Raw genomic sequence first — 25,265 nt, 5'->3', positions numbered from 1 at the left:
AACTCATTTCCCCTTCAAGTCATCATACAACCTGCCGATAGCCCGCTAACACGAGGGGACTGCCATGGCTTCGCCCCTTGAATCTGGCCAATACAAGAATAAGGGCGTTCCTCATGTTGCTTCGTCAGTTGAATATTGCTCCCCGGGCGGCCCTGGGGTTCGCCCTGATCGCGGTGTTGGTGGCTTTGCTCGGCGTGTTTGCGCTCGGGCAGATGTCGAGTATTCGCGACAGCGAGGTCGCGGTAGAAAACCAGTGGCTGCCGAGTATTCGTGGCGGCGACGAGATTCGCGAGATCATGCTGCGTATCCGCACCATCTCGTTGCGCATGGCGCTGGATCAGGACACGAACAATATCGCCACCTACCGCAGCCAGATGGACACCCGCGACAAGGAGCTGAGCGAGAAAATCGCCGCTTACGACAAACTGGTCAACACCCCGGAAGGCCAGCAGCTATACGACCAGTTCAAAAAGACCTTCGCCGCGTATCGCAGTGGCATCGCCCAATCCTTCGCCCTCGCCGAGCAAGGCAAGCGTGATGAGCTGACCAAATTGTTGCTGGTCGACATGAAAACCGTCGTCGATGGCTCCGGAAAGCAACTCAACGACCTGGCGGACCTGTTCGCCAAACAGGTCGCGGCTGAAAGTCAGAAGTCCGCTGCGCACTACGAAAACTCGCGCACGATTGTCAGCTTGTTCATTGCCTTGGCCGCGCTGGCCACCGTAGCACTGGCGATGATGCTCACGCGCAGTATCGTTCGCCCGCTGAGCAGCGCCGTGAGTGCAGCAGAAAGTGTCGCGCAGGGTGATCTGACCCGACCGATCGAAACCCATGGCAACGATGAAGTCAGTCGTTTGCTTAAAGCCTTGGCGACCATGCAGCAGAACCTGCGTGAGACGCTGCAAGGCATCAGCGGTTCGGCCACACAACTGGCGACCGCTGCCGATGAACTCAATGCGGTGACACTCGACAGCACACAGGGGCTGCAGCAGCAGAACAACGAAATTGAACAAGCTGCGACTGCAGTCAACCAGATGACGGCCGCAGTGGAAGAGGTCGCACGCAATGCGGTGTCGACGTCTGACGCGACTCGCCAGTCCAGCGAGTCGGCACACTTGGGCCAAGTGCGCGTCAGTGAGACCGCCACCGCCATCAATGCCCTGGCCAGCGATGTGCAACAGACCGGTGAGTTGGTGCACTCACTGGCCAACCAGTCGCAAGACATTGGCAAAGTGCTGGACGTGATTCGGGCGATTGCCGAGCAGACCAACCTGCTGGCGCTCAACGCAGCAATCGAAGCGGCTCGCGCCGGCGAGAGCGGGCGAGGGTTTGCCGTAGTGGCCGATGAAGTAAGGGCTTTGGCTTATCGTACGCAGCAATCGACGCAGGAGATCGAGCAGATGGTCCAGGGCATGCGCAGCGGTTCGAGCCTGGCGCTGGATTCGATGCAGGCCAGTACCGCGCGGGCGACCACCACGCTGGCGTTGGCTGAGCGTGCCGGTGAGGCACTGCAAACCATTACCGCGTCGGTGCATGAGATCCATGAGCGCAATCTGGTCATTGCCAGCGCTGCGGAAGAACAAGCGCAAGTCGCGCGGGAAGTGGATCGTAACCTGGTGAACATTCGTGATTTGTCGGTACGTTCTGCCGCTGGCGCTAACCAGACCAGCGCCTCCAGCCATGAGCTGTCGCAACTGGCCAACGCCTTGCAGGGTATGGTGCGGCGCTTCCAGTTGTAAAACCGCAGGCATGAAAAAGCCGCGTTTCTCTCAGGAGAAGCGCGGCTTGTTTTTTTACTGCCGATCAAGCGCCGTCTTGATCTTTCAGGTGCTCGAACAAGCCTTTTGGCATCTTCTTGCCGTTGGCTTCAAAGTTGGCCTTCACGTTGTTGTAGGCCTCCTGCTCGTCGATGAAACCGTCATGGTTGGTGTCGATCTTGTCGAAGTCGGACTTCGGCGCGACTTTCAGAAATTCGGCGCGGGAAACCTTGCCGTCACCATCGCTATCAGTCTTGGCCATCGAAGCATCGCCACATTTACCTTCACCGCATTTGCCTTCCGGCGCTTTCACCGAGGTTTCTGCCGAGGCGACCATGTACCCCTGCGCCAGTGGTTGAGCGGCAAACACCGAACCGGACAGCATCAGGCCGCCCGCCAGCGCGGCGCCGATCAGGCCAATGGATTTTTTACCGAGGGTCGAAGTACGGGACATTTACATTCTCCTGGGCTGCACTGCGCAACCACACATTAAGGACGCTTGCCTGAGCAGGTGTTGCTCGGGTGTGGCCATTAAGCGGTGGCGGTGTATCGCGACTGTGTCGCGCAGCAGGGGAGTTTGTAAGCGAAGGAGGGAAAAGCGGGGCGGGGATACAGTAAGAAACAGATCTTTCGATCAACACAAAACATTGTGGGAGCGAGCCTGCTCGCGAAAGCGTCGGGTCAGTCGCATTAACATTGAATGACAGAACGCATTCGCGAGCAGGCTCGCTCCCACAGGTTTTTTAATGCAATTTCAGACGCGGCTCGGTGCCTCGGCCAATCTTGCTGCCCAGCATCAGCATCGCCGTGCGGAACGGCCCGTACAGCGCCATCTGGTGCATGCGATACAGCGACACGTAAAACATCCGCGCCAGCCAGCCTTCGAGCATCACGCTGCCGGTCAGGTTGCCCATCAAGTTACCCACAGCCGAAAAACGCGACAGCGAGATCAGCGAGCCGTAGTCGGTGTACTTGTACTCCGGCAGCGTCTTGCCTTCGATGCGCAATTTCAGCGATTTGGCCAGCAGCGACGCCTGTTGGTGAGCGGCTTGCGCCCGTGGCGGCACGTTGCGATCGGTGCCCGGTTGCGGGCACGCGGCGCAATCGCCGAAGGCGAAGATGTTTTCATCGCGCGTGGTTTGCAGGGTCGGCAACACTTGCAGTTGATTGATGCGGTTGGTTTCCAGGCCGTCGATGTCCTTGAGGAAACCCGGTGCGCGAATACCGGCAGCCCAGACTTTCAGGCTGGCCTTGATCTCGTTGCCGTCGGCGGTGATCAGGCTGTCGGCGGTCACTTCGCTGACTGACGCATTGGTCATCACATTGACCCCGAGCTTTTCCAGGGTCTTGTGCACTGGCCCGCTGATGCGCTCCGGCAGGGCTGGCAACACCCGTGGGCCGGCTTCGATCAGGGTGATGTGCATGTTTTCCGGTTTGATCCGGTCCAGACCGTAGGCCGCCAGTTCATGGGCGGCGTTGTGCAATTCTGCCGCCAGTTCAACACCCGTGGCGCCAGCGCCGACGATCGCGACGCTGATCTGCTCGACCACATCGGTTTGCCCGGCGTGCGCACGCAGATAGTGATTCAACAGTTGCTGGTGGAAACGCTCGGCCTGTTTGCGCGTGTCGAGGAACAGGCAGTGCTGCGCCGCGCCCTGAGTGCCGAAATCATTGGTGGTGCTGCCGACGCTGATCACCAGCGAGTCGTATTGCACTTCACGTGCAGGCACCAGTTCTACGCCGTTTTCGTCGTAGGTCGCCGCCAGCTGGATTTTCTTCTGCGCGCGATCGAGCCCGCTCATGCGCCCCAGCTGGAACTCGAAGTGGTTCCATTTCGCCTGGGCAACATAGTTGAGTTCGTCTTCGGAAGAGTTCAGCGATCCGGCGGCCACTTCGTGCAACAGCGGCTTCCAGATGTGTGTCAGGTTGGCGTCGACCAGCATCACGCTGGCCGTGCCGCGCTTGCCCAGAGTCTTACCCAGACGGGTAGCCAACTCCAGACCGCCGGCGCCGCCGCCGACAATAACAATACGATGGGACATAGGGATAACTCGCAAGGTTTTTAAAGGAAATCGGTGCGGTTACCCAAGCGAGCGCGAGGCAGCTCATAGCGTCAGGTAACTGATAAATCGGCTCAACAGGCCCAGGCCAATGGTCACTGCCAGCACCAGCACCAGGAGCATCCACGGCCGGAAAGGCCGGCGCTCGACTCGGTGTTGGGACAGTTGCAGGTACTCTTCGACATGTTTCTGGTCTTCGGGGTTCAGGCGGCTGGTCATATTTGCCTCGTCAGGTAGACGTTGCTGAATGGGCAGAAGCTACAGCGGTTTTTATCCGGGGTTGAACGCAGCATAGCCGCTGTCCGGAACCGGTTCGACGCTCACGCTATCTTCAAGGCGAATGATCCCGCTTTGTAACACCCGCGCGGTAATTCCGCCATGCCCGCGCACCGCTTGAAAGGTGCCGGGGCCGAGGTTGTTCTGCAGCCGTGCGCAGGGCTGACACCAGCCCGTGGTTTCGAATATTGCCTGACCGATGCGAAAGCGCCGACCCTTGAGGCTAAACAAATTGATACCGCTGATAACGAGATTACGCCGCAGATCTTCAGGCCTGACAGGTTGATCATCGGGGCGCCCCATCAAGGCGTTGATCACCGGCAGATGTTCCCACTGAATCAGCGTCACCTGCCGCGCGTTACGCACACCGGGGCGGGCGTGATCGCCGGTCAGTCCTGCTTCCAGGCGCGCCTCCACGGCATCGAGTTCGATCATCGGCCCGCGCGACTCGGGGCGCACGCCGATCCAGCGTACACGCCCACTCTGCGGCACATCGGCGATCAATTGCTGAAGTGGTGTCACAGGCTGATTCCCACATCAAAAACAATGCTGCGACCGAGGTTGCTACGCAGAAAGTCCGGTGCGTCCGGATGGGCGAACAGCACACGGGCGAAGGTCGGGCCGACCAGAGAAAGCGAGCGCCAACCCTGACGCAGATATTCGGTAGGTGGCGGAAAATGGCTGTTCAAGTCCAGTACTTCACGTTTAAGGCTGGCGAAGGCGATGATGTCCAGTTCGCCCAGATCCATGCCACGTTCTTTGTAGTTGTGCGCCTTCTTGCGCAAGGTCGGCGCCAGTCGCAGCAGGAATTCATTGGCAGGAATGCGTTTCGGCTTGGCTTCGCGGCGCACCAGTTGGCTGAGGGAAAAGGCGCTGCGTCGGCGCTGCAATTCATCGCGCCATTCGTCGTTGAGCCGACGCCCCTCGTCGAGAACGAAGAACACCTCGAAATTGGCATCGCGAAACAGCACGTCCGGCGGCTCGCCGGCTGGTGCGAATTCGTCGGCGCGGTAGGGAATGTTCAGGCCTTGCAGCAGGCGCTGGCAAACCCAACGCTCACGCTCCCATTTGCGGGCATTGGACAGAAAGGCGTTGGCCTGCTCGGCCGCGATGGTCAGCAGGCGTAAATAATCTGAGTCATCCATAGGCCCAAGCTTAGCGTTCAAATGCGACAAGCAGAAAGCTTTGCTTGAACCGTCCGTTCACCTTGCCCTTGTAGGAGCTGCCGAAGGCTGCGATCTTTTGATCTTGCTGTTAAATAAAAAATCAAAAGATCGCAGCCTTCGGCAGCTCCTACAGCTGAATGTCGATGGAGGGTGAGGGAATGATTGGAGCTGAACTGCTTTCCACCGCGAGCCTGACGCTCGGCTGGCTGATTTATGTGCCAGTGCTGCTCTGGGCGATTGTGCGTGCGCCGTGGGTCGAGTTGTTCAGTGACAGCCGCCGTCAGCATCTGTTGTTTGGCACCGTGTTCGCCTTGTTTCTGTTGTGGCTGGTGCGCAGGGATTTCGACACGGGCGTGTCTTATCACTTCATCGGCATGACCGCGGTGACATTGCTGCTGGACTGGCCGCTGGCGATTGTCGGTGGGCTGGTCGCGCAGATCGGTCTGGTACTACTGGGCCGACAGGATCTGCTGGCCATCGGGGTCAATGGTTCGCTGCTGATTCTGTTACCGGTGTTGATCACCGAATGCGTGGCGATCCTCGTCGAGCGCGCACAGCCACGTAATCCGTTTGTTTATATCTTCTGCTCGGGTTTTTTTGCCGCCGCGCTTTCAGCGTTGTTGTGCCTGATCCTGAGCCTCACCCTGCTGTGGTACGACGGTCTCTTTGCCATGCCGGAGTGGCTGGAAGATTTCGTCGGTTATCTGTGGCTGCTGCTGTTTCCCGAGGCGTTCATCAACGGCATGATCATCAGTGCGCTGGTGGTATTCAGCCCGGAATGGCTGGAGACGTTCAATCGCACGCGCTACCTTTCGGCGCCGTGGAAGGACGACGACCCCAAGTCTTGATTCATATCAAATCCGCCACGCGCGGGAAATTTCATGCTCGCGCAAATCCCTTCAGGAGCAGCGGCATGAGCGTTTACGAGTGGGCAAGGCAGGAAACCCGGCAGAGTCTGGACATGGCGCAGGAGGTGGGCTTTGACCCGGGGTTGAGTTTGCGCGCCTTGCTCAGTGCGGTGGTGCAGCAGAGCAAGGCCGTACGCAACGCCGAAGACCTGGCCGACGAATTGCGTTTTCTCGCGGAAAACCTCGACGACGATCAGGACTACGGCTTTATGCGGCCCTGATCGGGATCAGTGGCGTGGATCGAAATCGCCGGAAAACAGTTCATCTTCGGCGTCCGGTGCGAGCGGAATCTTGTGTTCTTCCGATGCCCAGGCGCCGAGGTCGATCAGTTTGCAGCGATCGGAGCAGAACGGCCGAAACTTGTTTTCGGGGGTGAATTCCACGGGGGCGCCGCAGGTCGGGCATTCAACGGTGGGGATCTGGCTCATGCTTGGCCTCCGGATAAAGTCAGGTAAAAGTGATGCAGGCGCTCGACTTCGCTGTGCAACCAGGCGAGGTCGCGGTCATTGACCACCACGTCGTCGGCACGGCTCACACGGTCTTCGCGGCTCGACTGAGCCTTGAGGATCGCCTGAACCTGCTGCTCGCTGGTCTGGTCACGCTGCAAGGTGCGTTCGATCTGCAGTTGTTGCGGGGCGTCGATCACCAGGATGCGCTGGGTCATTGCGTATTGCCCGGATTCGATCAACAGCGGCGACACCAGAATCGCGTAAGGCGATTTTGCCAGCGCCAGATGATGGGCGATTTCCTCGGCGATCAACGGATGCAGCAGGGCTTCGAGCCAGCGGCGTTGCTCCGGCACTTCGAAAATCAGTTTGCGCAGGGCCGCGCGATCCAGTGTGCCATCGGCCTGCAAAACACCAGTGCCGAAATGTTCGGCAATCTGCGCCAGCGCCGGGCGCCCCGGCTCTACCACCCAGCGCGCCGCGTGATCGGCATCCACCACGTGGACACCCAGATCAATGAAGTGCTGGGCCGCCGCGCTTTTGCCGCTGCCGATGCCGCCGGTGAGGCCGAGAATCCAGGGTTTTTCCACAGGGGTATTCATTTCAAACCGACAAACTGCCAATAGAAGTCGGTTATTTGACCACCCCAGAGCAAGGCAATCCAGCCGGCAATTGCCAGATAAGGGCCGAAGGGGATTGGCGTCGAGCTTTTCTGCTCGCGCAGGCGCAGCAAAATCACCCCGATAATGGCGCCGACCAGTGATGACAGCAGAATGGTCAGCGGCAGAATCTGCCAGCCGCCCCAGGCGCCGAGCAGCGCCAACAGTTTGAAATCACCGTGACCGATGCCGTCCTTGCCGGTCAGCAATTTGAACAGCCAGAACACTGACCACAGCGCCAGGTAACCGGCCACCGCGCCCCACAGCGCATCGTGCAACGGCACGAACAGGCCGAAGCTGTTGACGATCAACCCCAGCCACAACAACGGCAGCACCAGCACATCGGGCAGCAACTGATGCGCGGTGTCGATCAGGCTCATCGCCAGCAAACCCCAGGTGAGAAAGATCAGCAGGCACGCCGGCCAACCGAAACCGAAATGCCAGGCGATGAAGGCCGAGAGCAACCCACAGGCCAGCTCGGTCAGCGGATAACGTTTGCTGATGGGCGCAGCACACGCGGAACAACGCCCGCGCAGCCACAGATAACTGAGCAGGGGAACGTTCTCCCACGGGCGAATCCGATGGGCACAATGTGGGCATTCGGAGTGCGGCAGCATCAGGTTGTAGGTAGGCAGTGGCGTTTCGCCGGGCAATCCGAGCACGTCTTGGGCCTGCTGGCGCCAATCGCGTTCGAGCATTTTCGGCAGACGCCAGATCAGCACGTTGAGAAAGCTGCCGACCACCAGACCCAGCAGCAGGGCAGTGAAAACAAAGGCCCGCGGATACACGGCAAACAGTTCGTCGATAGGCATGTCAGATCGCTGAGCCGAGTTGGAAGATCGGCAGGTACATGGCCACCACCAGCCCGCCGACGATCACCCCCAGCACGACCATGATGAACGGCTCCATGAGGCTGGTGAGGTTGTCGACCATGTTATCCACTTCCTCTTCGTAAAACCCCGCGACCTTGTCGAGCATCTCGTCCAGCGCGCCGGACTCTTCGCCGATCGCGGTCATCTGCACGGCCATGTTGGGAAAGACCCCGGTGCTGCGCATCGAAAAATTCAGCTGCATGCCGGTCGAGACGTCCTGGCGAATGCGCAGCACGGCACGCTTGAACACCACGTTGCCGGTAGCGCCGGCCACCGAGTCGAGCGCTTCCACCAATGGCACACCGGCAGCAAACGTGGTCGACAGGGTTCGAGCGAAGCGGGCTACCGCTGACTTGTACATCAGCGTGCCGACCAAGGGCAGTTTCAACAGCCCGGTGTCTTTGCGATCACGTAGCGCCTGGGAGGTTTTCAGTGCGTGACGGGTGCCGAAAATCGCCGCGACCAGCGCGCCGAGCATCGCCCACCACCATTGCTGCATGAATTCCGAGAGGCTGATGATCATCAGGGTGAAGGCCGGCAGCTCAGCGCCGAAACCGGAAAAAACCGACTGAAACTGCGGCACCACTTTCACCAGCAGGATCCCGGTCACGACTGCCGCCACCAGCACCACGGCGGAGGGGTAAGTCATGGCTTTCTTGATCTTGGCCTTGAGCCGTTCGCTTTTTTCCTTATAAGTCGCGACACGTTCGAGCAAGGTGTCCAGCGCGCCGGACTGTTCGCCGGCGTCGACCAGATTGCAATACAGCTCGTCGAAATACTGCGGCTTCTTGCGCAGGGCTGTGGCGAAGCTGTTACCGGCCGCGACCTCCTGTTTGACCTCGTCCACCAGCTTGCGCATGGCCGGGTTTTCAAAGCCTTCGCCAATGATGTCGAACGACTGCAGCAGCGGCACGCCGGCCTTCATCATGGTCGCCATCTGCCGGGTGAACAGAGCGATGTCCTGAGCCTTGATGCGTTTGCCAAAGCTCAGCAACGAGGCGGACTTCTTGCGCACCTTGCCGGGATTGATCCCCTGTTTACGCAGTTGTGCCTTGATCAGTGCAGGGTTCTGTCCACTTAGTTCACCGGTGACTTTACTGCCTTTCCTGTCCGTACCTTCCCAGGCATAAATACTGATTTTCGCTGCCTTGACCGCCATGTTCAGTCCTTGGTGACCCGGTTGATTTCTTCAAGGCTGGTGATGCCTTGCATGGCCTTGTGCAGCCCGGAGGTGCGCAGGTCGTCGAAGCCGTCGCGGCGCATTTGGCTGTCGATTTCCAGCGAGTTGCCTTCGGCCATGATCAAGCGTTGCAGCTCCGGTGTGTTTTTCACCACTTCATAAATCCCCACGCGTCCCTTGTAACCGCCGTTGCAGTGATCGCAACCGACCGGCTCGTAGATCGTGAAATGGCCGATGCGTTCCTCGGGGAAGCCTTCTTTGATCAAGGTTTCACGCGGGATCTCGATGGCTTTCTTGCAGTGGCTGCAGAGCTTGCGCGCCAGACGCTGAGCGATGATCAGGCTGACCGAGGTGGCAATGTTGAAGCCGGGAATGCCCATGTTGTGCAGGCGCGTCAGGGTTTCCGCGGCACTGTTGGTGTGCAGGGTCGAGAGCACCAGGTGACCGGTCTGCGCAGCCTTGATCGCGATCTCGGCGGTTTCCAGGTCGCGGATCTCGCCGACCATGATCACGTCCGGGTCCTGGCGTAGAAACGAGCGCAGTGCTTGGGCAAAGTCGAGCCCTTGCTTGGGATTGACGTTGACCTGGTTGATGCCTTCCATGTTGATTTCCACCGGGTCTTCGGCGGTGGAGATGTTGATGTCGACGGTGTTGAGGATATTCAGGCCGGTGTAGAGCGACACGGTTTTACCCGAACCGGTGGGGCCGGTGACCAGAATCATCCCTTGTGGCTGCTTGAGCGCGGCCATGTACAGGTCTTTCTGCACCGGCTCGTAGCCGAGCGCGTCAATGCCGATCTGCGCGCTGGACGGGTCGAGAATTCGGATCACCACTTTTTCGCCCCACAACGTCGGCAGGGTGTTGACCCGAAAATCGATCGACTTGCTTTTCGACAGGCGCATCTTGATCCGCCCGTCCTGCGGTTTGCGCCGTTCCGAAATATCGAGGCTGGCCATGACTTTCAGGCGTGCGGCGATGCGCCCGGCCAGTTGAATCGGTGGCTTGGCCACCTCGCGCAGGATGCCGTCGGTGCGCACCCGTACCCGGTAGTTCTTCTCGTAAGGTTCGAAGTGCAAGTCGGATGAGCCGCTTTTGATCGCGTCGAGCAGCATCTTGTGAACGAAACGCACCACCGGCGCATCGTCGGCATCGAGTCCGCCGATAGCGTCTTGCTTGTTGTCGTCGATGGACTCGACATCGACCCCGTCGAGATCGACATCGGCCATGTCCTCCAGGCCACTGGTGTGGGTGTCGAAGAACTTCTCGATGGCATCGCTGAGCTTGTCGTCCTCGACCAGAATGGCTTCGGTGCTCAGTCCGGTGCTGAACTGAATGTCGTTGATCGCTTGATGATTGCTCGGGTCAGAAATCCCCACGAACAGTTTGTTGCCGCGTCGCCACAAAGGCAGGGCATGGTGCTGGCGTACGAGTTTTTCGCTGACCAGGCCTTTGGGCTGGGTTTCCTTGTCAAGGCAATTGAGATCGAGGAACGCCATGCCGAAATGCTCGCTGGCGACCTCGGCCACCTGCCAGCTTTTTATCAGTTTGTTCTGCACCAGATAGCTGACCAGCGACAAACGATTACGCTGGGCCTGTTGCCAGGCTTGCTGGGCACTCTTTTCTGTCAGCAGTTCGGCCTGCACCAATTGCTTGGCCAGACCGCTCAGAGCGATGTCATTCATGGGGATTCCGCACACTTGCAGTTCATGACTTATAGCCTAGTCAAGTGACAGCGCCAAACACGGCGGGTGCAGGTGACAAAAAGTGTCAGATAGTGCGGTTGCGCGTTGTAGGAAATAGCGTTGTAGAGGGTTCGCGGCCAACGGGCGGGGCTTGGAGGCGTTGGCATGGCCTATGCTGCGTCCCTTGCAGATCATGAGATTTCGACTCATGCATGGAGCGTGTCTATGAAAAAACAACAAGGTTTTACTCTGATCGAGCTGCTGATCGTGGTGGCGATCATCGGGATTCTGGCGACCATCGCCCTGCCACAGTATTCCAAGTATCAGGCGCGGTCGAAGGTGACGGCGGGGCTGGCGGAGATCAGTGCGATGAAAGTGCCGTTCGAGGACACCATCAACCAAGGTACCGCTCCGGATATAGCCGCTGTGAACGGCGGTACAACCACCACCTCCAACTGTACGGTGGCGGTTACAGGTACAGCGGCGACGGGGGCGGGCAGCATCAGCTGCACACTGCTCAATGCTCCGGGACCCGTACTGGGCAAAACCATCACGCTCACTCGTGCGGGTGCTGCTACCGGTAATACCTCTGGTTTGTGGACCTGTGCCACTACTGTTCACCCGGATTATTCGCCAAAAGGCTGTACCGCCAGCGGTACGTGATTGCTAGCGTGTGATGACCAAATGCCCTGCCACGCAGGGCATTTTTCTTCATGCGGTGAAAATAAAAGTCTCAATAATTTCAGCAGCTTATGAACTTTCCAAAAAGCCGCAACTTGCATGTGAATATTGCTCAAGTCATGCATTTTGCATGAATCCGAAAATCAGCGATTTTCATAAGTCATTGTTTTTTAATGAAATTAACCAGTTGTAAAAGTTGGCACAGCGTTCGCAACTACCTTGGTAACCCTGCTGACAAGACAACCAGCAGACTTTCCAGAAAAACAGGAGTTACTCGTATGAAGAAGTTCGCTATCACTGCCGCTGCTGCTACCGCGCTGACCCTGACCATGGCTTCCGGTGCATTCGCACAATCCACTCAGGCTACCCAGGCTCCAATGACTCTGGCTGCCGGTGAAGTCACCAAGGCGAAAGAAGCTACTTCCGACACTTGGATCACCACCAAAGTCAAAAGCGATCTGGTCACCGAAAAAGGCATTCCGGGCACCGACATCAAAGTAGAAACCAACAAAGGCGTGGTTTCCCTGTCCTCCACTGTTGCAGTGACCGAGGCTCAGAAAACCACCGCAGTGAACATCACCAAGAAAATCAAAGGCGTTAAAGCGGTCTCCGCTGACGGCCTGAAAGCCGAGTAAGGCATGACTTCTCGCCTGGACCGGGAGAAGACGCGACAGACGGGCCGAGCAATACGTCTGCCGCAACTTTAGAGTTCATGCGAACGGTCACACGGATGTGACCATTACAGGCCCCGCCACTTGTGTCGGGGCCTGTTCTATTTCAGGGGCAACACAAAACAAATGTAGGAGTGAGCCTGCTCGCGATAGCGGTGTGTCAGTCAGCAATTTGATTAGCTGACAGACCGCTATCGCGAGCAGGCTCACTCCTACAGGGGGAATCGGTGTTGGTTTAGTTACCGCGCTTGCTGTTGATCTGCCGCAGGCGATTGCCTTCGAAGCGCAAGTATTGATACATGCCGTTGCTCGGGCCGTAGGTCCATTCCTCGACCTGAAACTCCTCGCGGCGATCGGCGCTGCGCTTGTAACCGAGCACATCGCGGCTGACCGGCTCACCGCACTTTTGCAGGACTTCGCTGGAGCGGTCGCCAAGGCTGATCAACTGGCTGCCGCAGCGCAGCGTATCGGACGCCGAGGCGTGACTGGCCGCGAACGTCATTGCGAGCAAGGCCAGCCACTGCAGTTTCATCACTCGGCATCCAGGTGCATTTGCGTGACCACGCGGCCATCGCTCTCGGCTTCACCGAGATTGGCGTCGATGAAGTACACGCGGTCGTCCGCCAGTTGGCCTTTATCGACCAGATAATCCTTGATGCTGCTGGCACGATCCTGACCCAACTGACGCAGCAACACATCGCTGCCACTCCAGAACTGGATCACGCCTTCGCGCATCTTCGCTGTGCGTTCTTCCTTGCCCAGATCCTTCCATTCCGCCGGAGGCTGGGTCTTCAGACGGGTACGGTAGATGCCTTCGAGCAGTGGACCTTTCTCGCCCTCTGGCACTTGCAGCAGCGACGCCTGAGCCGGGACTTTATCGCCACGACGCTGGAGCATCTTGTAGTAGTTGTACTGGTATTCACGTTCCAGACGCTGCTCGGCGAGCAACGGGCCGTCACTGCTTTTGGCGGCCGTGCCTTCGATCTCCAGACGCAGTGCCGGACGCTCCTTCAGTGCCTGAGACAGTTTGATCAGCGCCGCTTCGGCATCCTTGCTCAACTCGCTTGAACCCGGAGCAAACGACACGGTGCCAAGGTCTTGCGAACTGCCACCACTGATCAGGCCGCCAATCATCTTGAATGGCGCGGCAGCGGCTTTGACGATCAGGTTGCGCAGGGTCTGCCAGACAATCGGCATTACGCTGAATTGCGGGTTGTTCAAATCACCGGTCACCGGCAACTCGATGGAGATCTTGCCGTCGACGTCCTTGAGCAGGGCAATCGCCAGTTTCAGCGGCAGGCTCACGGCATCCGGGCTGTCGACCTTCTCGCCGAGCTGCAATTGCTCGACCACCACTTTGTTTTCGGCTTTGAGCTGGCCCTTGGTGATCAGGTAATGCAGGTCAAGGTTGAGTCGACCCTTGCGGATACGGTAGCCGGCGAATTTGCCGGAGTAGGGCGTCAGCGTGGTCAGTTCGACGCGTTTGAAACTGGTGGCAATGTCGAGGCTGGCCATCGGATCGAACGGATTGACCGCGCCCTTGATGGTCACCGGCGCATAGCGGTCGACCTTGCCTTTGATATCGACGCTGGCCGGTTTCGCCTGACGGCTGTCGATGGTGCCGATCTGGCCGTTGAGTTGCTGCACCGCGGTGGCGAAGTTCGGCGTCAGGCTGAAGTCGGCGAAGTTGGCCGAGCCATCATTGATGGCGATGCCACCGATGTGAATGCCCAGCGGTTTTTCGTTGCTGGCCGGTTTGGCTGCCGTGGTTTTCGCGCCACTGTCGGCCGGTTGCGGGATCAGCAGGTCGTCGATGTTGGTGGTGCGATCGTCGTTGATCATGAACCGCACATACGGCTGAAACAGGTTGACCTTGTCGATCGACAGACTGTCGCCATGTTGATAATTCAGGCCCTCGACCACCACTTGCTGCCACTTGAGGAAGTCGCGGGTTTTCAGGGTGTCGAGGGTGTGCAGTTGATCGATCTGCGCCCGTCCGGTCACGCTGAGCGCAAGCGGTTCGGTGCTCTTGAGATTGACCTTCAGGTCACTGGCGAGCATGCCGCTGCGCAGTTCCAGGCGAATGAACGGGTTGATGTAGGACTGCGCGACACGCAGGTCGATGTCCTGGGTTTTCACGTTGAGCTGGGCATTGACCGGGGCGAGATTGACCGTGCCGTCTGCGGTGATCTTGCCTTGCTTGCCCACGCCGCTGTCGAGCTTGAGCTTGAAGGGCGAACCGTTGAGGCTGTCGAAATCCTGCAGGTCGACGTTCAGCGGGGTGATATCCAGGGCAACGGCCGGTTGGGCCGAGCGGTCGGCCAGATGCACGGTGTAGTTACGTAATTGCACGTCTTTGAGCAGCACCTGCCATGGTTTGCTCGGCGCGGGCGGTGTTTTCGGTGAGTCGGCAGCGGCCGGTGTATTGGCCGGTTCTGCGGCGGCTTTGGCGGCCGGTTTTGACGGTTGGCTGGCGAACAGTTTCTGCCAGTCCAGTTGGCCGTCGGCTTCGAGCGCCGCCCAGGTTTCCAGTTTGTTGCTGCGGATCTTGCCGACCACCACTTGCTGCTTGGCCAGGTCCACCGAGGTTTCGCTGACGTCGAGACGTTCGAGTTTCGCCAGTGGCCGCCCGTCCGGAGCCTTGATGGCGAACGGCGCGATGCTCACCGCCACGTTGTTCAACTGCAGTTCGGTTTCTTTCGACAGATTGAGTTTGTATTCGCTGCTGAGGCTGATCACACCGTCTTCGAGGACCAGCGGCACTGAGTCTCGCACGTAGGGCCAGAAGGCTTTCATCTTGCCGTCGGTGACTTTCAGAGTGCCTTCGGAGGTGAACGGGATCAGGCTGAAATTGCCACTCCAGTCGATCCGGCCGCCAGCGGGGCCGATGGCGACCAGGGTCATGTCGGCGCTGTCTTCGGGCAGGGTGCTGAGGTTTTTCAGTTCGAAGCTGAGGTCATCGTAGAGAAACTCGATGGGCTCGCTCGGGCGCACGTCTTCAAAGTGCACGACGCCGCCGGCCAGTTTGATGTTGTCGATGCGCAGCGGGAAGGGCTTGGCGTTCGGATCGGCTGGTGTCGGCTCACTGGCCGGCACATTGAACAGGCCGAGCAGGTTGAGTTTGCCGTCTTTGGCGAAAAGGATTTCGGTTTTCGGCTTGTCCAGCTCGATGTTGGCCAGATGCAGGGCTTTGGTCCACAGGCTGTCGATTTGCAGGTCGGCGTACAGGCGATCGAAACCGATCTGCTCCTTGCCCGGCTCGCCAATGACCAGCCCCCACAGGGTGACTTCAAGGCTGAACGGGTTGAGCTCGATACGCTGGATATGCGCAGGCACTGTCGCGTAATTGGCCAGTTGTTGATTGGCCACACGCAGGGCGATGCCCGGCAAAATCAGAAACCCCAGCAGGCTGTAGAGGGCCAGAGCAGTCAACAAGGCGCCAATTGCGCGAATCAATCCTTTGGGCATGTGCGGCTTCATCTGTCTGAATCGGAGTGCCTTGGAGTATGGCACGCGATTCTGGTTCCGAAGTACCTCGCATGGAGCAGGATTGTTCAGATTCTTCTGTAGGAACGCTTTCCATGTGGGAGCGAGCCTGCTCGCGAAGGCATTCTATCAGTCACTCTATCTGTTGGCTGATACACCGCTTTCGCGAGCAGGCTCGCTCCCACATTGGACAGTTGTCAGCCGTGCGAGCGATTCAGAGCTGCAGGATCAGGGTTTTCAGCGGCGGTTGCTGGTCCATGGACGGGAAGTCGGCGCCTGGGGTCATCACGCTCCACTCGCGCACAGGCCGCCCGGCCTTTTCGGCGCAGCGCAGGACCTGCTCGCGCCAGTCGTCCATGCTGACTTTCGCCAGGTTGTTGCAGCAGATCAGCACGCCGTTGTCGGCAGTGGTGAGCAGGGCCGGTTTGAGCAGGCTCTGATAGTCGCGCAGCAGGTCGACGGTGCCGAATGCGCTCTTGGCCCAGGCGGGCGGGTCGAGCAGGACCAGATCATATTGGCGCTGATCGAGGCGCTGGTAGCTCGGCAGTTTCTGTCCACGGCGCTGACTGATCGGCAGACCGGCGAGTTGCCGGATCGCCGGAAAGTAATCGGACTGAATGAACTGCATCTCGGGCAACTGCGGATTGAGCAGACCGTTTTCGCGACCGACCGCCAGATTACCCTCGGCGAAATCCAGGTTGCACACTTCGCGCGCGCCACCTGCGGCCGCACTGAGGCCAACGCCGCAGGTGTAGGCGAATAGGTTGAGCACGGATTTGCCTTGGGCGTGATCCTTGACCCAGCCACGGGTGTTGCGCAGGTCGAGGAACAGCAGCGGATCCTGTCCAGCATGGCGTCCGCGCACCCGGTAGTTGAGGCCCCATTCGTGGCCGACCAGATCGGCCAGTGCCGCGTCTTCAGCTTTGTAGACGCTGTCTTCCCGGTCGATGCGCGAGTTGCCACGGGAACGGTCGTTGTAAACCAGCAAGGTTTCCATCCCCAGGCTCTGATTAACCATGGCGTGCAGTTGCAGCAGGTCTTCCCGCTCCAGCGTCTGGTGGAAGCTTTGCACCAGCAGTTGCGGGCCGTAGCGGTCGATGGTCAGGCCGCCAGCGCCTTCCTGGCTGCCGTGGAACAGCCGATAGCAATCGGTGCCCTGGCGGTGCAGCTCGGCCAGCAGATCCTGGCGTTGATCGAGGGCGGCGCGCAGCGCCTGGTTCAAGGAAGACATGCGGGCGCCTTGCTGGAGAGAATGGGGGCGCGGGAGTTTAGCAGCTTGGCGGGCAATCGAGTTGCACCCTTCGCGAGCAGGCTTTAGGTCAGCAAACCCATCCGGCGTTTGGCGCGTTGCACCGAACCATTGCGCATCGCCCAGCGCAGCATCGGTGCACTGCGCCTCACGCTGGCGCGAATCAATTGCCGTTGCAGCGAGCTCTGCCGGACATCAAGCATATCGCTGGCCCAATCCGGCAGTAGATCAATGCCAGCCTTCATCATCAGATCGCCAAACGGCCGGGCCAGAACACTCGGCGCCGGTGCGGCCAGCAATAGACGCAACACCTCACGGCTGCGCTCATCGCACAGCAACTGCGGGCGCATGCGTTGCAGATAATCGGCTACGGCTTGCCGCGATTTCGGCACATCCCGCGCACCGAGGCGTTCGGCAATCACGGCGATTTCCGCGTAATAACGATCCTGATCCGCCCCCGACAACTGCGGATTGCGATAACGCAAATGTGCCGCGAGAAAGTTACTGACTTCGGCCACGTGCACCCAGGTCAGCAAATCCGGATCGCTCGCTGCATAAGGCCGGCCATCCGGCGCAGTGCCGACCACTTGCAGATGAATGGTGCGCACTTTCTCGATCAGCCAGTCGGCATCCCGCCGCGAACCGAAGGTGGTGCCGGAAACAAACTGACTGGTACGGCGCAAGCGTCCGAGCATGTCTTCACGGAAATTCGAATGATCCCAGACCCCGGCCAACGCCAACGGATGCAAGGCTTGCAGCAACAGCGCACTGATGCCGCCGATCAACATGCTGCTGAAATCGCCGTGCACCTGCCAACTGACCGAATCCGGGCCGAACAGGCCGGGATCGCCCTTGGGGTTTTCCAGATCGAGTTGGCCGAGGGACAGCCCGGTCAGGCTCATGAGTTGGTTTTCAATACGACTGCGGATGAATTCCATGACCACTCAGTGCGAAAGGGCGGGCGCGGCCGGTTGACCGCGCCCGGGATGTTACTGATTGAGGCGCTTGTCGATCAGGCCTTGCACCACGCTCGGGTCGGCCAGGGTCGAGGTGTCGCCGAGGCTGTCGAGTTCGTTGCAGGCGATCTTGCGCAGAATGCGCCGCATGATCTTGCCTGAACGGGTTTTCGGCAAGGCCGGCGCCCACTGGATCAAGTCCGGTTTGGCGAAGCTGCCGATTTCCTTGCTGACGTGCGCCAGCAATTCTTTTTTCAGCTCGTCATTCGGTTCGGTGCCGTTCATCGGCGTGACGAAGGCGTAGATGCCCTGACCTTTGACGTCGTGGGGGTAACCGACCACGGCGGCTTCGGCGATGCTGTCGTGCAGCACCAGCGCGCTTTCCACTTCAGCCGTGCCGATGCGGTGGCCGGAGACGTTGATCACGTCATCGATGCGCCCGGTGATCCAGTAGTCGCCATCCTCGTCGCGCCGTGCGCCGTCGCCGGTAAAATAGTAGCCGGGATAGGGTTTGAAATAGGTGTCGACCATCCGTTGCGGGTCGCCGTATACGCTGCGGATCTGTGCCGGCCAACTCGATTTGATCGCCAGCACGCCGCTGCCGGCGCCTTTGATTTCCTTGCCGTGCTCATCGAGCAACACCGGTTGCACGCCGAACATCGGTTGCGTGGCGCAGCCCGGTTTGATCCGTTGTGCGCTGACCAGCGGGCTGAGCATGATGCCGCCGGTTTCGGTCTGCCACCAAGTGTCGACGATAGGGCAGCGCTGTTCTCCTACGACGTTGAAATACCATTCCCACGCTTCCGGGTTGATCGGCTCACCGACGCTGCCGAGTAATCTGAGGCTGGCGCGCGAGGTTTCCTTCAGCGGTTCGGCACCTTCACGCATCAACGCGCGTAAAGCGGTAGGAGCTGTGTAGAAAATGTTGACCTTGTGTTTATCGATGACCTGCCAGAATCGTGAACTGTTCGGATAGCTCGGCACACCTTCGAACATCAACGTGGTCGCGCCGTTGGCCAGCGGGCCGTAGACGATGTAGCTGTGGCCGGTGACCCAACCAACATCGGCGGTGCACCAGAACACCTCGCCGTCGCGGTAATCGAGCACGTATTTGAAAGTCATCGCCGCTTGCAGCAGGTAGCCACCGGTGGTGTGCAGCACGCCTTTGGGTTTGCCGGTGCTGCCGGAGGTGTAGAGGATAAACAGCGGATCTTCGGCGTCCATCGGTTCCGGTGGGCAATCGTCGCTGACATCGCGCACCGCCTGGTGATACCAGAGGTCGCGGCCTTCGACCCAATCGACCTTGCCTTGGCTGCGCTCGACCACCACGACGGTGGCGACGTCCGGGCAACTTTGCAGGGCTTTGTCGACGTTCTGTTTCAGTGGCACGAACTTGCCGCCGCGCACGCCTTCATCCGCCGTGATCACCGTGCGGCAATCGGCATCGAGAATGCGGTCACGCAGGGAATCCGGGGAGAAACCGCCGAACACCACCGAGTGAATCGCGCCGATCCGCGAACAGGCAAGCATGGCGTAAGCGGCTTCGGGGATCATCGGCATGTAGATGCACACCCGGTCACCTTTCTTCACGCCACGGCTTTTCAGCACGTTGGCCAGGCGGCAGACGTGATGATGGAGTTTTTTATAAGTGATTTGCGCCGATTCGGCCGGGTCGTCGCCTTCCCAGAGCAGGGCGGTCTGCTCGCCGCGCTTTGCCAGGTGGCGGTCGATGCAGTTGAAGCTGACGTTCAGTTTGCCCCCGGCAAACCAGGCGGCTTCCCCGGTTTTCAGGTCATAGCGCTGAACGGTCTGCCACGGTGTGCTCCAGTCGAGGAACTGCGAGGCCTGCTCGGCCCAGAAGGTGCTGGGGTGTTCAATGGATTCGCGGTACAGGCGCCGATAGTCTTCCTGACTCAATTGCGCAGCCCGGCGGACGGCATCGGCTTTGGGGAACGTGCTGATATCGAACATGACGGTTCCTTATTCTTGTGGTGCGACAAGGATAAAGATGCGCCGAGAGATGTAGAGGTTCAAGTCATGTGTAAAACAACTGTGGGAGCGAGCCTGCTCGCGAATGCGGTGTGTCAGTCAACAAATAGGCTGAATGACACACCGCATTCGCGAGCAGGCTCGCTCCCACATTGGAGATGGGTTGCCCACTGGAATTGTGGGCAACCCATTCACATCAACCGCGGTGACGGCCGCGGAAGTAGTTGATCAGGCCTTGGGTAGACGGATCATCAGCAGTGCTTTCATCGCTGCCGACCAGACGGTTGTAAACGCCTTTACCCAGTTCCTTGCCCAGCTCCACGCCCCATTGGTCAAAGGCGTTGATGCCCCAGACCACGCTTTGCACGAACACTTTATGTTCATACATTGCCACCAGTGCGCCGAGACGACGTGGGCTGATGCGTTCAACCACGATGGTGTTGCTCGGACGGTTGCCCGGGATCACCTTGTGTGGCGCGAGTTTGTGTACTTCTTCTTCGCTCATGCCCTTGTCGCGCAACTCTTGCTCGGCTTCCGGCAGGGTCTTGCCGAGCATCAGCGCCTGGCTCTGCGACAGGCAGTTGGCGTACAGCCACTGATGGTGGTCGGAAACCGGGTTGAAGCTGACGATCGGCACGATGAAATCGGCCGGGATCAACTGCGAACCTTGATGCAGCAGCTGGTGGTAAGCGTGCTGACCGTTGCAGCCGACGCCGCCCCAGATCACCGGACCGGTATCGGTCGACACCGGCGTGCCGTCCTGGCGCACGCTCTTGCCGTTGGATTCCATGTCCAGTTGTTGCAAGTGCTTGGTGATGTTGCGCAGGTAGTGGTCGTACGGCAGGATCGCGTGGCTTTGCGCGCCCCAGAAGTTGCCGTACCACACGCCGAGCAGGGCCAGCAGCACCGGCATGTTCTGTTCGAACGGCGCGGTCTGGAAATGCTGGTCCATGGTGTAGGCACCGGACAGCAATTCCTTGAAGTTGGACATGCCGATGGCCAAGGCAATCGGCAAACCGATCGCCGACCACAGCGAGTAACGCCCACCGACCCAGTCCCACATCGGGAAGATGTTTTCTTCGCGGATACCGAAGGCCACGGCAGCGGCGTTGTTGCTCGATACGGCGATGAAGTGACGATACAGTTCGGCTTCCGAACCGCCCTGCGCCAGGTACCAGGCGCGCGCAGCTTGAGCGTTCTTCAGGGTTTCGAGGGTGTTGAAGGATTTCGACGAGACGATGAACAGTGTGGTCTCGGCGCGCAGTTTCTGCGTCAGCTCGTGGAATTCGCTGCCATCGATGTTCGCCAGATAATGGCAACGCACGCCTTTCTGCGCGTAGGACAGCAGTGCTTCGGACACCAGTTCAGGGCCGAGGAACGAGCCACCGATGCCGATGTTGACCACATCAGTGATCGGCTTTTCGGTGTAACCACGCCACAGGCCATCGTGGATACGGCCGACCAGATCGGTGATCTGGTTCAGGACCTTGTGCACTTCCGGCATCACGTTGACGCCGTTGACCGACAGCTTGTCGCCTACCGGGCGGCGCAGGGCGGTGTGCAGCGCCGGGCGGCCTTCGGAAGTGTTGACGATTTCGCCTTCGAACAGCGCTTTGATGGCGCCTTTGAGATCGACTTCATTGGCCAGACCCACCAGCAGATTGCGGGTCTGGGCGTTGATCAAATTTTTCGAATAATCGAGAAACAGTCCGCAGCTGCTGAGGGTGAATTGATTGAAGCGCTGCGGATCGGCGTTGAAGGCTTCGCGCATGCTGAAATCCTGCATGGCTTGGCGGTGATCTTTCAACGCTTGCCAGGCGGGCAGAGCGGTAACGTCTTGAGGAGTGAGGTAATACGCCATCGCTGCGGTTTTCCTTTTTACTTGAACGGCCTTTTGAACACTGAACAGACCCGGCACGCCATGTTTGGGCATGGGATCAACTGCGTCGACACGATTTCCGGACACAGGGCGAATACAGTAAACCTCGCGCTGCGTTCTGTCTTGACTTTGTCTGACCAGATCCCTGTACTTTTTTAACATCCAGACCGGGAACTGGCCGACAAACGGAGGGGGCGGGGCGAAATCGGGATCAGGCGAGCTGAACCGGGATGGCGTTGCTGGTGTGGCTCAGCTCATTGCCCGGCGCCATGTAGAGCATGCGCGGCTTGAAATTGACCAGCTCGGCTTCGCTGTAATGGGCATAGGCACAAATGATCACGCGGTCGCCGACCTTGGCCTTGTGCGCAGCGGCGCCATTGACGGAGATCATCCGCGAACCTTCTTCGCCACGAATCGCGTAGGTGGTGAAGCGCTCACCATTGTCGACGTTATAAATCTGGATCTGCTCGTATTCACGGATGCCGGACAAGTCCAGCCACTCGCCATCGATGGCGCACGAACCTTCGTAATCGAGCACCGCATGAGTGACTTCGGCGCGGTGCAGTTTGGCCTTGAGCATGATCGCGTGCATGAGGGTTTTCCCGGGTTGGAATCGAACGGCGGGCAGTGTGCCCGAAGGCTTTGAGGGCGGCAATATGGCGTGAAATGCAATTTTCATAACACCGAAAACCACTGTAGGAGTGAGCCTGCTCGCGATAGCGGTGTGTCATTCAACACTAATGCTGACTGACACACCGCTATCGCGAGCAGGCTCACTCCTACAGGGGGTATTGCGGTGTCTTTAAACCGGGGTATCGAGATTCAGGTGCAGGTTATCGATCAACCGAGTGGTGCCGAGGAACGCCGCCACCAGAATCACCAGATCACGGTCTTCAGCCGTCGCTGGACGCAATGTCAGCGCATGGCGGATTTCCAGGTAATCCGGACGCAGGCCCGCCGCTTCCAGCTGCTGCAACTGGGCGCTGACCAGTGCCGGGTAATCCCGTTCACCTTGCTTGATCGACTCGGCAATGTTGCTCAGCGAGCGGTAAACCACCGGTGCAACCGCACGTTGCTCCTCATTGAGGAAGCCATTGCGCGACGATAACGCCAGGCCATCGGCGGCGCGTACGGTCGGCTCGCCGATGATCTGGATCGGCATGTTCAAGTCATGCACCAGCGCACGGATCACCGCCAGTTGCTGGTAATCCTTCTGGCCGAAAATCGCCAGATCCGGCTGGACCATGTTGAACAGCTTGCTGACAACAGTCGCCACACCTTCGAAGTGCCCCGGACGGCTGGCGCCGCACAGGCCTTCGGACAATTGCGGCACGCTGACCCGGGTCTGCCCGGCCATGCCGTCGGGGTACATTTCTTCGACAGTTGGCGCGAACAGTAGAGAGCAGCCCGCTTCCAGCAGTTTTTCCTGGTCCGCCGCCAACGTGCGCGGGTATTTGTCGAGGTCTTCGCCGGCGCCGAATTGCAGCGGGTTGACGAAAATGCTCGCGACCACGAAATCGACGCGCTGCGTGGCTTTGGTGATCAGTGCAACGTGACCGCTGTGCAGGTTGCCCATGGTCGGCACGAAGCCGATGCGCTTGCCTTCGCTGCGGGCGCGGGCTACGGCGGCGCGCAGTTCGCGTACGGTTTTAACGGTGTTCATGCAGAGAATCCGTGTTCGATGCCAGGGAACGTGGTGGCTTTGACTTCGTTGACGTAAGCCTTCAGCGCGGACTGGATGCTGTCCTGACCGTGCATGAAGTTCTTCACGAACTTTGGCACGCGGCCAGTGATCGACAGGCCGAGCATGTCGTGCAGTACTAGAACCTGGCCGTCGGTGGCGTTACCGGCGCCGATGCCGATCACCGGAATCTTCACGGCCTGGCTGATTTCAGCGGCCAGTTCGCTCGGTACGCATTCCAGCAGCAGCATCGCCGCGCCGGCCTGCTCCAGCGAGATCGCGTCGGCACGCATCTGCCGCGCCTGGTTCTCGTTTCGGCCCTGCACTTTATAGCCGCCAAGAATGTTCACCGCTTGCGGGGTCAGGCCCATGTGCGCGCACACCGGTACACCGCGCTCGGCGAGCAGACGAATCGATTCGGCCAGCCACAGCTGACCTTCAACCTTGACCATGTGTGCGCCGGCCTGCATCAGCATGGCGCTGTTAGTCATGGTTTGTTCGAGGGTGGCGTTGGCCATGAACGGCAGGTCGGCGAGGATCAGGGCGTCGCTGTTGCCGCGTTTGACGCAGGCGGTGTGGTAGGCCATTTCTGCGGTGGTCACCGGCAAAGTGCTGTCGTGACCTTGCAGGACCATGCCGAGGGAGTCGCCCACCAGCAGCACTTCGACACCAGCCTCGTTGCAGGCGTGGGCGAAGGTCGCGTCATAGCAGGTCAGCATGGTGATCTTTTCACCTTTCTGCTTGAGGCTCTGGAGCGTGGTCAGGGTGATGGCTGGCATGTAAAAAATCCTCGTTCAGGCGCTCTGGAAACTACTGCGAGTAACGCGCGTGATTCTTCATCTACTCAGGCGCACGCTCTTTTGTCGTGCTTATAAGGCCTGGATTGCGCCCGTATGTGCCGGGTTGGCGGCAGCGGGACGCCTATAGTCGTGATGAGCCAACAGGAAGTCAATTGCGTGTGTTACCGCATTGTTACGAGGGGAGTGTTACCGGCGTTACTGATGCGATTCAGCGGCGCGGCGGGGCTGATTCGCGAGGTTTTTGTCTGACAATAAATCTGGATATGGCGCAGACACTGTAGGAGTGAGCCTGCTCGCGATAGCGGTGGATCAGCCAATAAATCTGTGGCTGACAGAACGCTATCGCGAGCAGGCTCACTCCTACAAAGGGCGGATTTGTGTCAGGCGTGGGGGAGGCGTTCCAAGCCGACGAACGGGCAGGCCGCTAGCAGATCGGTAAGGGTGCGGCCGTCGGCCAGGCGCAAATCTTGCGGGGCCAGTTCGGCAAGGGGGTAGAGCACGAACGCGCGTTCCTGAATCTGGTAATGCGGGACTTTCAGGCGCGGCTCGTCGATCAAACGATCACCGAACAGCAGAATATCCAGATCCAGCGTACGCGGACCCCAACGCTCAAGGCGTTCGCGACCTTGATCGTTCTCGATGGCTTGCAATGCATCAAGCAATTCAATCGGTGCGAGTGAGCTGTCGAGCGCTGCAACCGCGTTGGTATATCGCGGTTGGCCCGGCAGCAATGAATCGCTTTGATAGAAGGCAGAAACGCCGGCGAGTGTGGTCTGCGGCAATTGCCCCAGCGCCTCGACGGCGCTGTGCAATTGTTCGGCGGGGTCAGCGAGGTTGCTGCCCATGCCGATGTAGATGCGTTCCATG

25 protein-coding genes are annotated in these 25,265 nt (G+C 59.2%); 5 read left to right on the top strand and 20 right to left on the bottom strand.

Going from position 1 to position 25,265, the window contains the following annotated elements; translation table 11 throughout:
• The first annotated feature begins 113 nt into the window (after positions 1 to 113).
• Positions 114 to 1,739: a methyl-accepting chemotaxis protein gene (locus tag AC5SEM_RS21360; protein WP_495471216.1), complete on the top strand. Its 1,626-nt coding sequence runs from the start codon at positions 114 to 116 to the stop codon at positions 1,737 to 1,739.
• A gap of 64 nt (positions 1,740 to 1,803) precedes the next feature.
• Here AC5SEM_RS21360 and AC5SEM_RS21355 read toward each other — a convergent pair whose 3' ends face one another.
• From AC5SEM_RS21355 to AC5SEM_RS21335, 5 genes are all read right to left on the bottom strand, one after another.
• Complete coding sequence (locus tag AC5SEM_RS21355; protein ID WP_016986236.1) at positions 1,804 to 2,211, bottom strand: HvfA family oxazolone/thioamide-modified RiPP metallophore; 408 nt, start codon at positions 2,209 to 2,211, stop codon at positions 1,804 to 1,806.
• A 289-nt stretch (positions 2,212 to 2,500) separates the two neighbouring features.
• Positions 2,501 to 3,799 carry an NAD(P)/FAD-dependent oxidoreductase gene (locus AC5SEM_RS21350; RefSeq protein WP_016986237.1) on the bottom strand — a complete coding sequence of 433 codons (1,299 nt, stop codon included), beginning with the start codon at positions 3,797 to 3,799 and terminating at the stop codon, positions 2,501 to 2,503.
• A gap of 63 nt (positions 3,800 to 3,862) precedes the next feature.
• Positions 3,863 to 4,036 (bottom strand): DUF3094 domain-containing protein, encoded by a 174-nt coding sequence (locus AC5SEM_RS21345; RefSeq protein WP_007909875.1) that lies wholly within the window; start codon positions 4,034 to 4,036, stop codon positions 3,863 to 3,865.
• 51 nt (positions 4,037 to 4,087) lie between these two features.
• Complete coding sequence (locus AC5SEM_RS21340) at positions 4,088 to 4,615, bottom strand: MOSC domain-containing protein (RefSeq protein ID WP_495471215.1); 528 nt, start codon at positions 4,613 to 4,615, stop codon at positions 4,088 to 4,090.
• A complete protein-coding gene (locus AC5SEM_RS21335; protein ID WP_007909887.1) occupies positions 4,612 to 5,238 on the bottom strand; it encodes a DUF1780 domain-containing protein in 627 nt (208 codons plus the stop codon). Before AC5SEM_RS21335 ends, AC5SEM_RS21340 begins: the two co-directional genes overlap by 4 nt.
• Before the next feature lie 179 nt (positions 5,239 to 5,417).
• Between AC5SEM_RS21335 and AC5SEM_RS21330 the strand changes: the two genes are divergently transcribed.
• A complete protein-coding gene (locus AC5SEM_RS21330) occupies positions 5,418 to 6,107 on the top strand; it encodes an energy-coupling factor ABC transporter permease (protein WP_368969195.1) in 690 nt (229 codons plus the stop codon).
• A 65-nt stretch (positions 6,108 to 6,172) separates the two neighbouring features.
• Complete coding sequence (locus AC5SEM_RS21325) at positions 6,173 to 6,388, top strand: hypothetical protein (protein WP_007909901.1); 216 nt, start codon at positions 6,173 to 6,175, stop codon at positions 6,386 to 6,388.
• A gap of 6 nt (positions 6,389 to 6,394) precedes the next feature.
• On the opposite strand, the gene yacG is transcribed toward AC5SEM_RS21325, so the two are convergent.
• The 5 genes from yacG to pilB are packed head-to-tail and all read right to left on the bottom strand — an operon-like array spanning position 6,395 to position 11,006.
• On the bottom strand, positions 6,395 to 6,595 hold the full coding sequence (gene yacG, locus AC5SEM_RS21320; protein WP_116029790.1) for a DNA gyrase inhibitor YacG: 201 nt from the start codon (positions 6,593 to 6,595) through the stop codon (positions 6,395 to 6,397).
• Positions 6,592 to 7,215: a dephospho-CoA kinase gene (gene coaE, locus AC5SEM_RS21315; protein ID WP_495471214.1), complete on the bottom strand. Its 624-nt coding sequence runs from the start codon at positions 7,213 to 7,215 to the stop codon at positions 6,592 to 6,594. The genes yacG and coaE overlap by 4 nt, the downstream gene beginning before the upstream one ends.
• Positions 7,212 to 8,084, bottom strand: a complete 873-nt coding sequence (locus AC5SEM_RS21310; protein WP_495471213.1) for a prepilin peptidase — start codon at positions 8,082 to 8,084, stop codon at positions 7,212 to 7,214. Before AC5SEM_RS21310 ends, coaE begins: the two co-directional genes overlap by 4 nt.
• A gap of 1 nt (position 8,085) precedes the next feature.
• Positions 8,086 to 9,303, bottom strand: a complete 1,218-nt coding sequence (locus tag AC5SEM_RS21305; RefSeq protein WP_495471212.1) for a type II secretion system F family protein — start codon at positions 9,301 to 9,303, stop codon at positions 8,086 to 8,088.
• Between the two features lie 2 nt (positions 9,304 to 9,305).
• Positions 9,306 to 11,006 carry a type IV-A pilus assembly ATPase PilB gene (gene pilB / locus AC5SEM_RS21300; RefSeq protein WP_495471211.1) on the bottom strand — a complete coding sequence of 567 codons (1,701 nt, stop codon included), beginning with the start codon at positions 11,004 to 11,006 and terminating at the stop codon, positions 9,306 to 9,308.
• A 225-nt stretch (positions 11,007 to 11,231) separates the two neighbouring features.
• Between pilB and AC5SEM_RS21295 the strand changes: the two genes are divergently transcribed.
• Both AC5SEM_RS21295 and AC5SEM_RS21290 read left to right on the top strand, forming a co-directional pair.
• Entirely contained in the window at positions 11,232 to 11,669 is a 438-nt protein-coding gene (locus AC5SEM_RS21295) for a pilin (RefSeq protein ID WP_212621027.1), read from the top strand.
• A 296-nt stretch (positions 11,670 to 11,965) separates the two neighbouring features.
• On the top strand, positions 11,966 to 12,322 hold the full coding sequence (locus AC5SEM_RS21290; protein ID WP_077574577.1) for a BON domain-containing protein: 357 nt from the start codon (positions 11,966 to 11,968) through the stop codon (positions 12,320 to 12,322).
• A gap of 271 nt (positions 12,323 to 12,593) precedes the next feature.
• Here the strand turns inward: AC5SEM_RS21290 and AC5SEM_RS21285 are convergent, their stop codons facing one another.
• The 10 genes from AC5SEM_RS21285 to folK form a co-directional block, all read right to left on the bottom strand.
• On the bottom strand, positions 12,594 to 12,890 hold the full coding sequence (locus AC5SEM_RS21285; protein ID WP_495471210.1) for a DUF2845 domain-containing protein: 297 nt from the start codon (positions 12,888 to 12,890) through the stop codon (positions 12,594 to 12,596).
• Positions 12,890 to 15,838, bottom strand: a complete 2,949-nt coding sequence (locus AC5SEM_RS21280; RefSeq protein ID WP_495471209.1) for a DUF748 domain-containing protein — start codon at positions 15,836 to 15,838, stop codon at positions 12,890 to 12,892. The genes AC5SEM_RS21285 and AC5SEM_RS21280 overlap by 1 nt, the downstream gene beginning before the upstream one ends.
• A gap of 220 nt (positions 15,839 to 16,058) precedes the next feature.
• A complete protein-coding gene (locus AC5SEM_RS21275) occupies positions 16,059 to 17,075 on the bottom strand; it encodes a class I SAM-dependent rRNA methyltransferase (protein WP_495471208.1) in 1,017 nt (338 codons plus the stop codon).
• A gap of 83 nt (positions 17,076 to 17,158) precedes the next feature.
• The gene (locus tag AC5SEM_RS21270) at positions 17,159 to 18,031 is read right to left on the bottom strand and encodes an oxygenase MpaB family protein (RefSeq protein ID WP_077574573.1); all 873 of its coding nucleotides are present in this window, start codon (positions 18,029 to 18,031) and stop codon (positions 17,159 to 17,161) included.
• 51 nt (positions 18,032 to 18,082) lie between these two features.
• Entirely contained in the window at positions 18,083 to 20,020 is a 1,938-nt protein-coding gene (gene acs / locus AC5SEM_RS21265; RefSeq protein WP_495471207.1) for an acetate--CoA ligase, read from the bottom strand.
• Positions 20,021 to 20,234: 214 nt separating this feature from the next.
• The gene (gene pgi / locus AC5SEM_RS21260; protein WP_077574571.1) at positions 20,235 to 21,899 is read right to left on the bottom strand and encodes a glucose-6-phosphate isomerase; all 1,665 of its coding nucleotides are present in this window, start codon (positions 21,897 to 21,899) and stop codon (positions 20,235 to 20,237) included.
• A 229-nt stretch (positions 21,900 to 22,128) separates the two neighbouring features.
• Entirely contained in the window at positions 22,129 to 22,509 is a 381-nt protein-coding gene (gene panD / locus AC5SEM_RS21255) for an aspartate 1-decarboxylase (RefSeq protein WP_003205654.1), read from the bottom strand.
• 210 nt (positions 22,510 to 22,719) lie between these two features.
• Entirely contained in the window at positions 22,720 to 23,580 is an 861-nt protein-coding gene (panC, locus tag AC5SEM_RS21250; RefSeq protein WP_495471206.1) for a pantoate--beta-alanine ligase, read from the bottom strand.
• A complete protein-coding gene (gene panB / locus AC5SEM_RS21245; RefSeq protein WP_038369034.1) occupies positions 23,577 to 24,377 on the bottom strand; it encodes a 3-methyl-2-oxobutanoate hydroxymethyltransferase in 801 nt (266 codons plus the stop codon). Before panB ends, panC begins: the two co-directional genes overlap by 4 nt.
• Before the next feature lie 401 nt (positions 24,378 to 24,778).
• A complete protein-coding gene (folK, locus tag AC5SEM_RS21240; protein ID WP_495471205.1) occupies positions 24,779 to 25,264 on the bottom strand; it encodes a 2-amino-4-hydroxy-6-hydroxymethyldihydropteridine diphosphokinase in 486 nt (161 codons plus the stop codon).
• Between the last annotated feature and the right edge of the window lies 1 nt (position 25,265).

This window comes from Pseudomonas sp. CH61, assembly GCF_059429415.1.
The sequence above is the reverse complement of the archived record's forward strand: the minus strand, read 5'-3'. Positions and strand labels throughout refer to the sequence as shown.

Excerpts from the sequence above, each read along its gene's own strand:
- AC5SEM_RS21305 (WP_495471212.1), bottom strand. The coding sequence starts at position 9,303 with ATGGCGGTCAAGGCAGCGAAAATCAGTATTTATGCCTGGGAAGGTACG.
- pilB (WP_495471211.1), bottom strand. The coding sequence starts at position 11,006 with ATGAATGACATCGCTCTGAGCGGTCTGGCCAAGCAATTGGTGCAGGCC.
- AC5SEM_RS21345 (WP_007909875.1), bottom strand. The coding sequence starts at position 4,036 with ATGACCAGCCGCCTGAACCCCGAAGACCAGAAACATGTCGAAGAGTAC.
- AC5SEM_RS21290 (WP_077574577.1), top strand. The coding sequence starts at position 11,966 with ATGAAGAAGTTCGCTATCACTGCCGCTGCTGCTACCGCGCTGACCCTG.
- AC5SEM_RS21285 (WP_495471210.1), bottom strand. The coding sequence starts at position 12,890 with ATGAAACTGCAGTGGCTGGCCTTGCTCGCAATGACGTTCGCGGCCAGT.
- pgi (WP_077574571.1), bottom strand. The coding sequence starts at position 21,899 with ATGGCGTATTACCTCACTCCTCAAGACGTTACCGCTCTGCCCGCCTGG.
- yacG (WP_116029790.1), bottom strand. The coding sequence starts at position 6,595 with ATGAGCCAGATCCCCACCGTTGAATGCCCGACCTGCGGCGCCCCCGTG.
- AC5SEM_RS21310 (WP_495471213.1), bottom strand. The coding sequence starts at position 8,084 with ATGCCTATCGACGAACTGTTTGCCGTGTATCCGCGGGCCTTTGTTTTC.
- panC (WP_495471206.1), bottom strand. The coding sequence starts at position 23,580 with ATGAACACCGTTAAAACCGTACGCGAACTGCGCGCCGCCGTAGCCCGC.
- panB (WP_038369034.1), bottom strand. The coding sequence starts at position 24,377 with ATGCCAGCCATCACCCTGACCACGCTCCAGAGCCTCAAGCAGAAAGGT.
- AC5SEM_RS21330 (WP_368969195.1), top strand. The coding sequence starts at position 5,418 with ATGATTGGAGCTGAACTGCTTTCCACCGCGAGCCTGACGCTCGGCTGG.
- AC5SEM_RS21360 (WP_495471216.1), top strand. The coding sequence starts at position 114 with ATGTTGCTTCGTCAGTTGAATATTGCTCCCCGGGCGGCCCTGGGGTTC.
- AC5SEM_RS21275 (WP_495471208.1), bottom strand. The coding sequence starts at position 17,075 with ATGTCTTCCTTGAACCAGGCGCTGCGCGCCGCCCTCGATCAACGCCAG.
- panD (WP_003205654.1), bottom strand. The coding sequence starts at position 22,509 with ATGCACGCGATCATGCTCAAGGCCAAACTGCACCGCGCCGAAGTCACT.
- AC5SEM_RS21355 (WP_016986236.1), bottom strand. The coding sequence starts at position 2,211 with ATGTCCCGTACTTCGACCCTCGGTAAAAAATCCATTGGCCTGATCGGC.
- folK (WP_495471205.1), bottom strand. The coding sequence starts at position 25,264 with ATGGAACGCATCTACATCGGCATGGGCAGCAACCTCGCTGACCCCGCC.
- AC5SEM_RS21270 (WP_077574573.1), bottom strand. The coding sequence starts at position 18,031 with ATGGAATTCATCCGCAGTCGTATTGAAAACCAACTCATGAGCCTGACC.
- AC5SEM_RS21350 (WP_016986237.1), bottom strand. The coding sequence starts at position 3,799 with ATGTCCCATCGTATTGTTATTGTCGGCGGCGGCGCCGGCGGTCTGGAG.
- AC5SEM_RS21335 (WP_007909887.1), bottom strand. The coding sequence starts at position 5,238 with ATGGATGACTCAGATTATTTACGCCTGCTGACCATCGCGGCCGAGCAG.
- AC5SEM_RS21325 (WP_007909901.1), top strand. The coding sequence starts at position 6,173 with ATGAGCGTTTACGAGTGGGCAAGGCAGGAAACCCGGCAGAGTCTGGAC.
- AC5SEM_RS21295 (WP_212621027.1), top strand. The coding sequence starts at position 11,232 with ATGAAAAAACAACAAGGTTTTACTCTGATCGAGCTGCTGATCGTGGTG.
- AC5SEM_RS21280 (WP_495471209.1), bottom strand. The coding sequence starts at position 15,838 with ATGAAGCCGCACATGCCCAAAGGATTGATTCGCGCAATTGGCGCCTTG.
- coaE (WP_495471214.1), bottom strand. The coding sequence starts at position 7,215 with ATGAATACCCCTGTGGAAAAACCCTGGATTCTCGGCCTCACCGGCGGC.
- acs (WP_495471207.1), bottom strand. The coding sequence starts at position 20,020 with ATGTTCGATATCAGCACGTTCCCCAAAGCCGATGCCGTCCGCCGGGCT.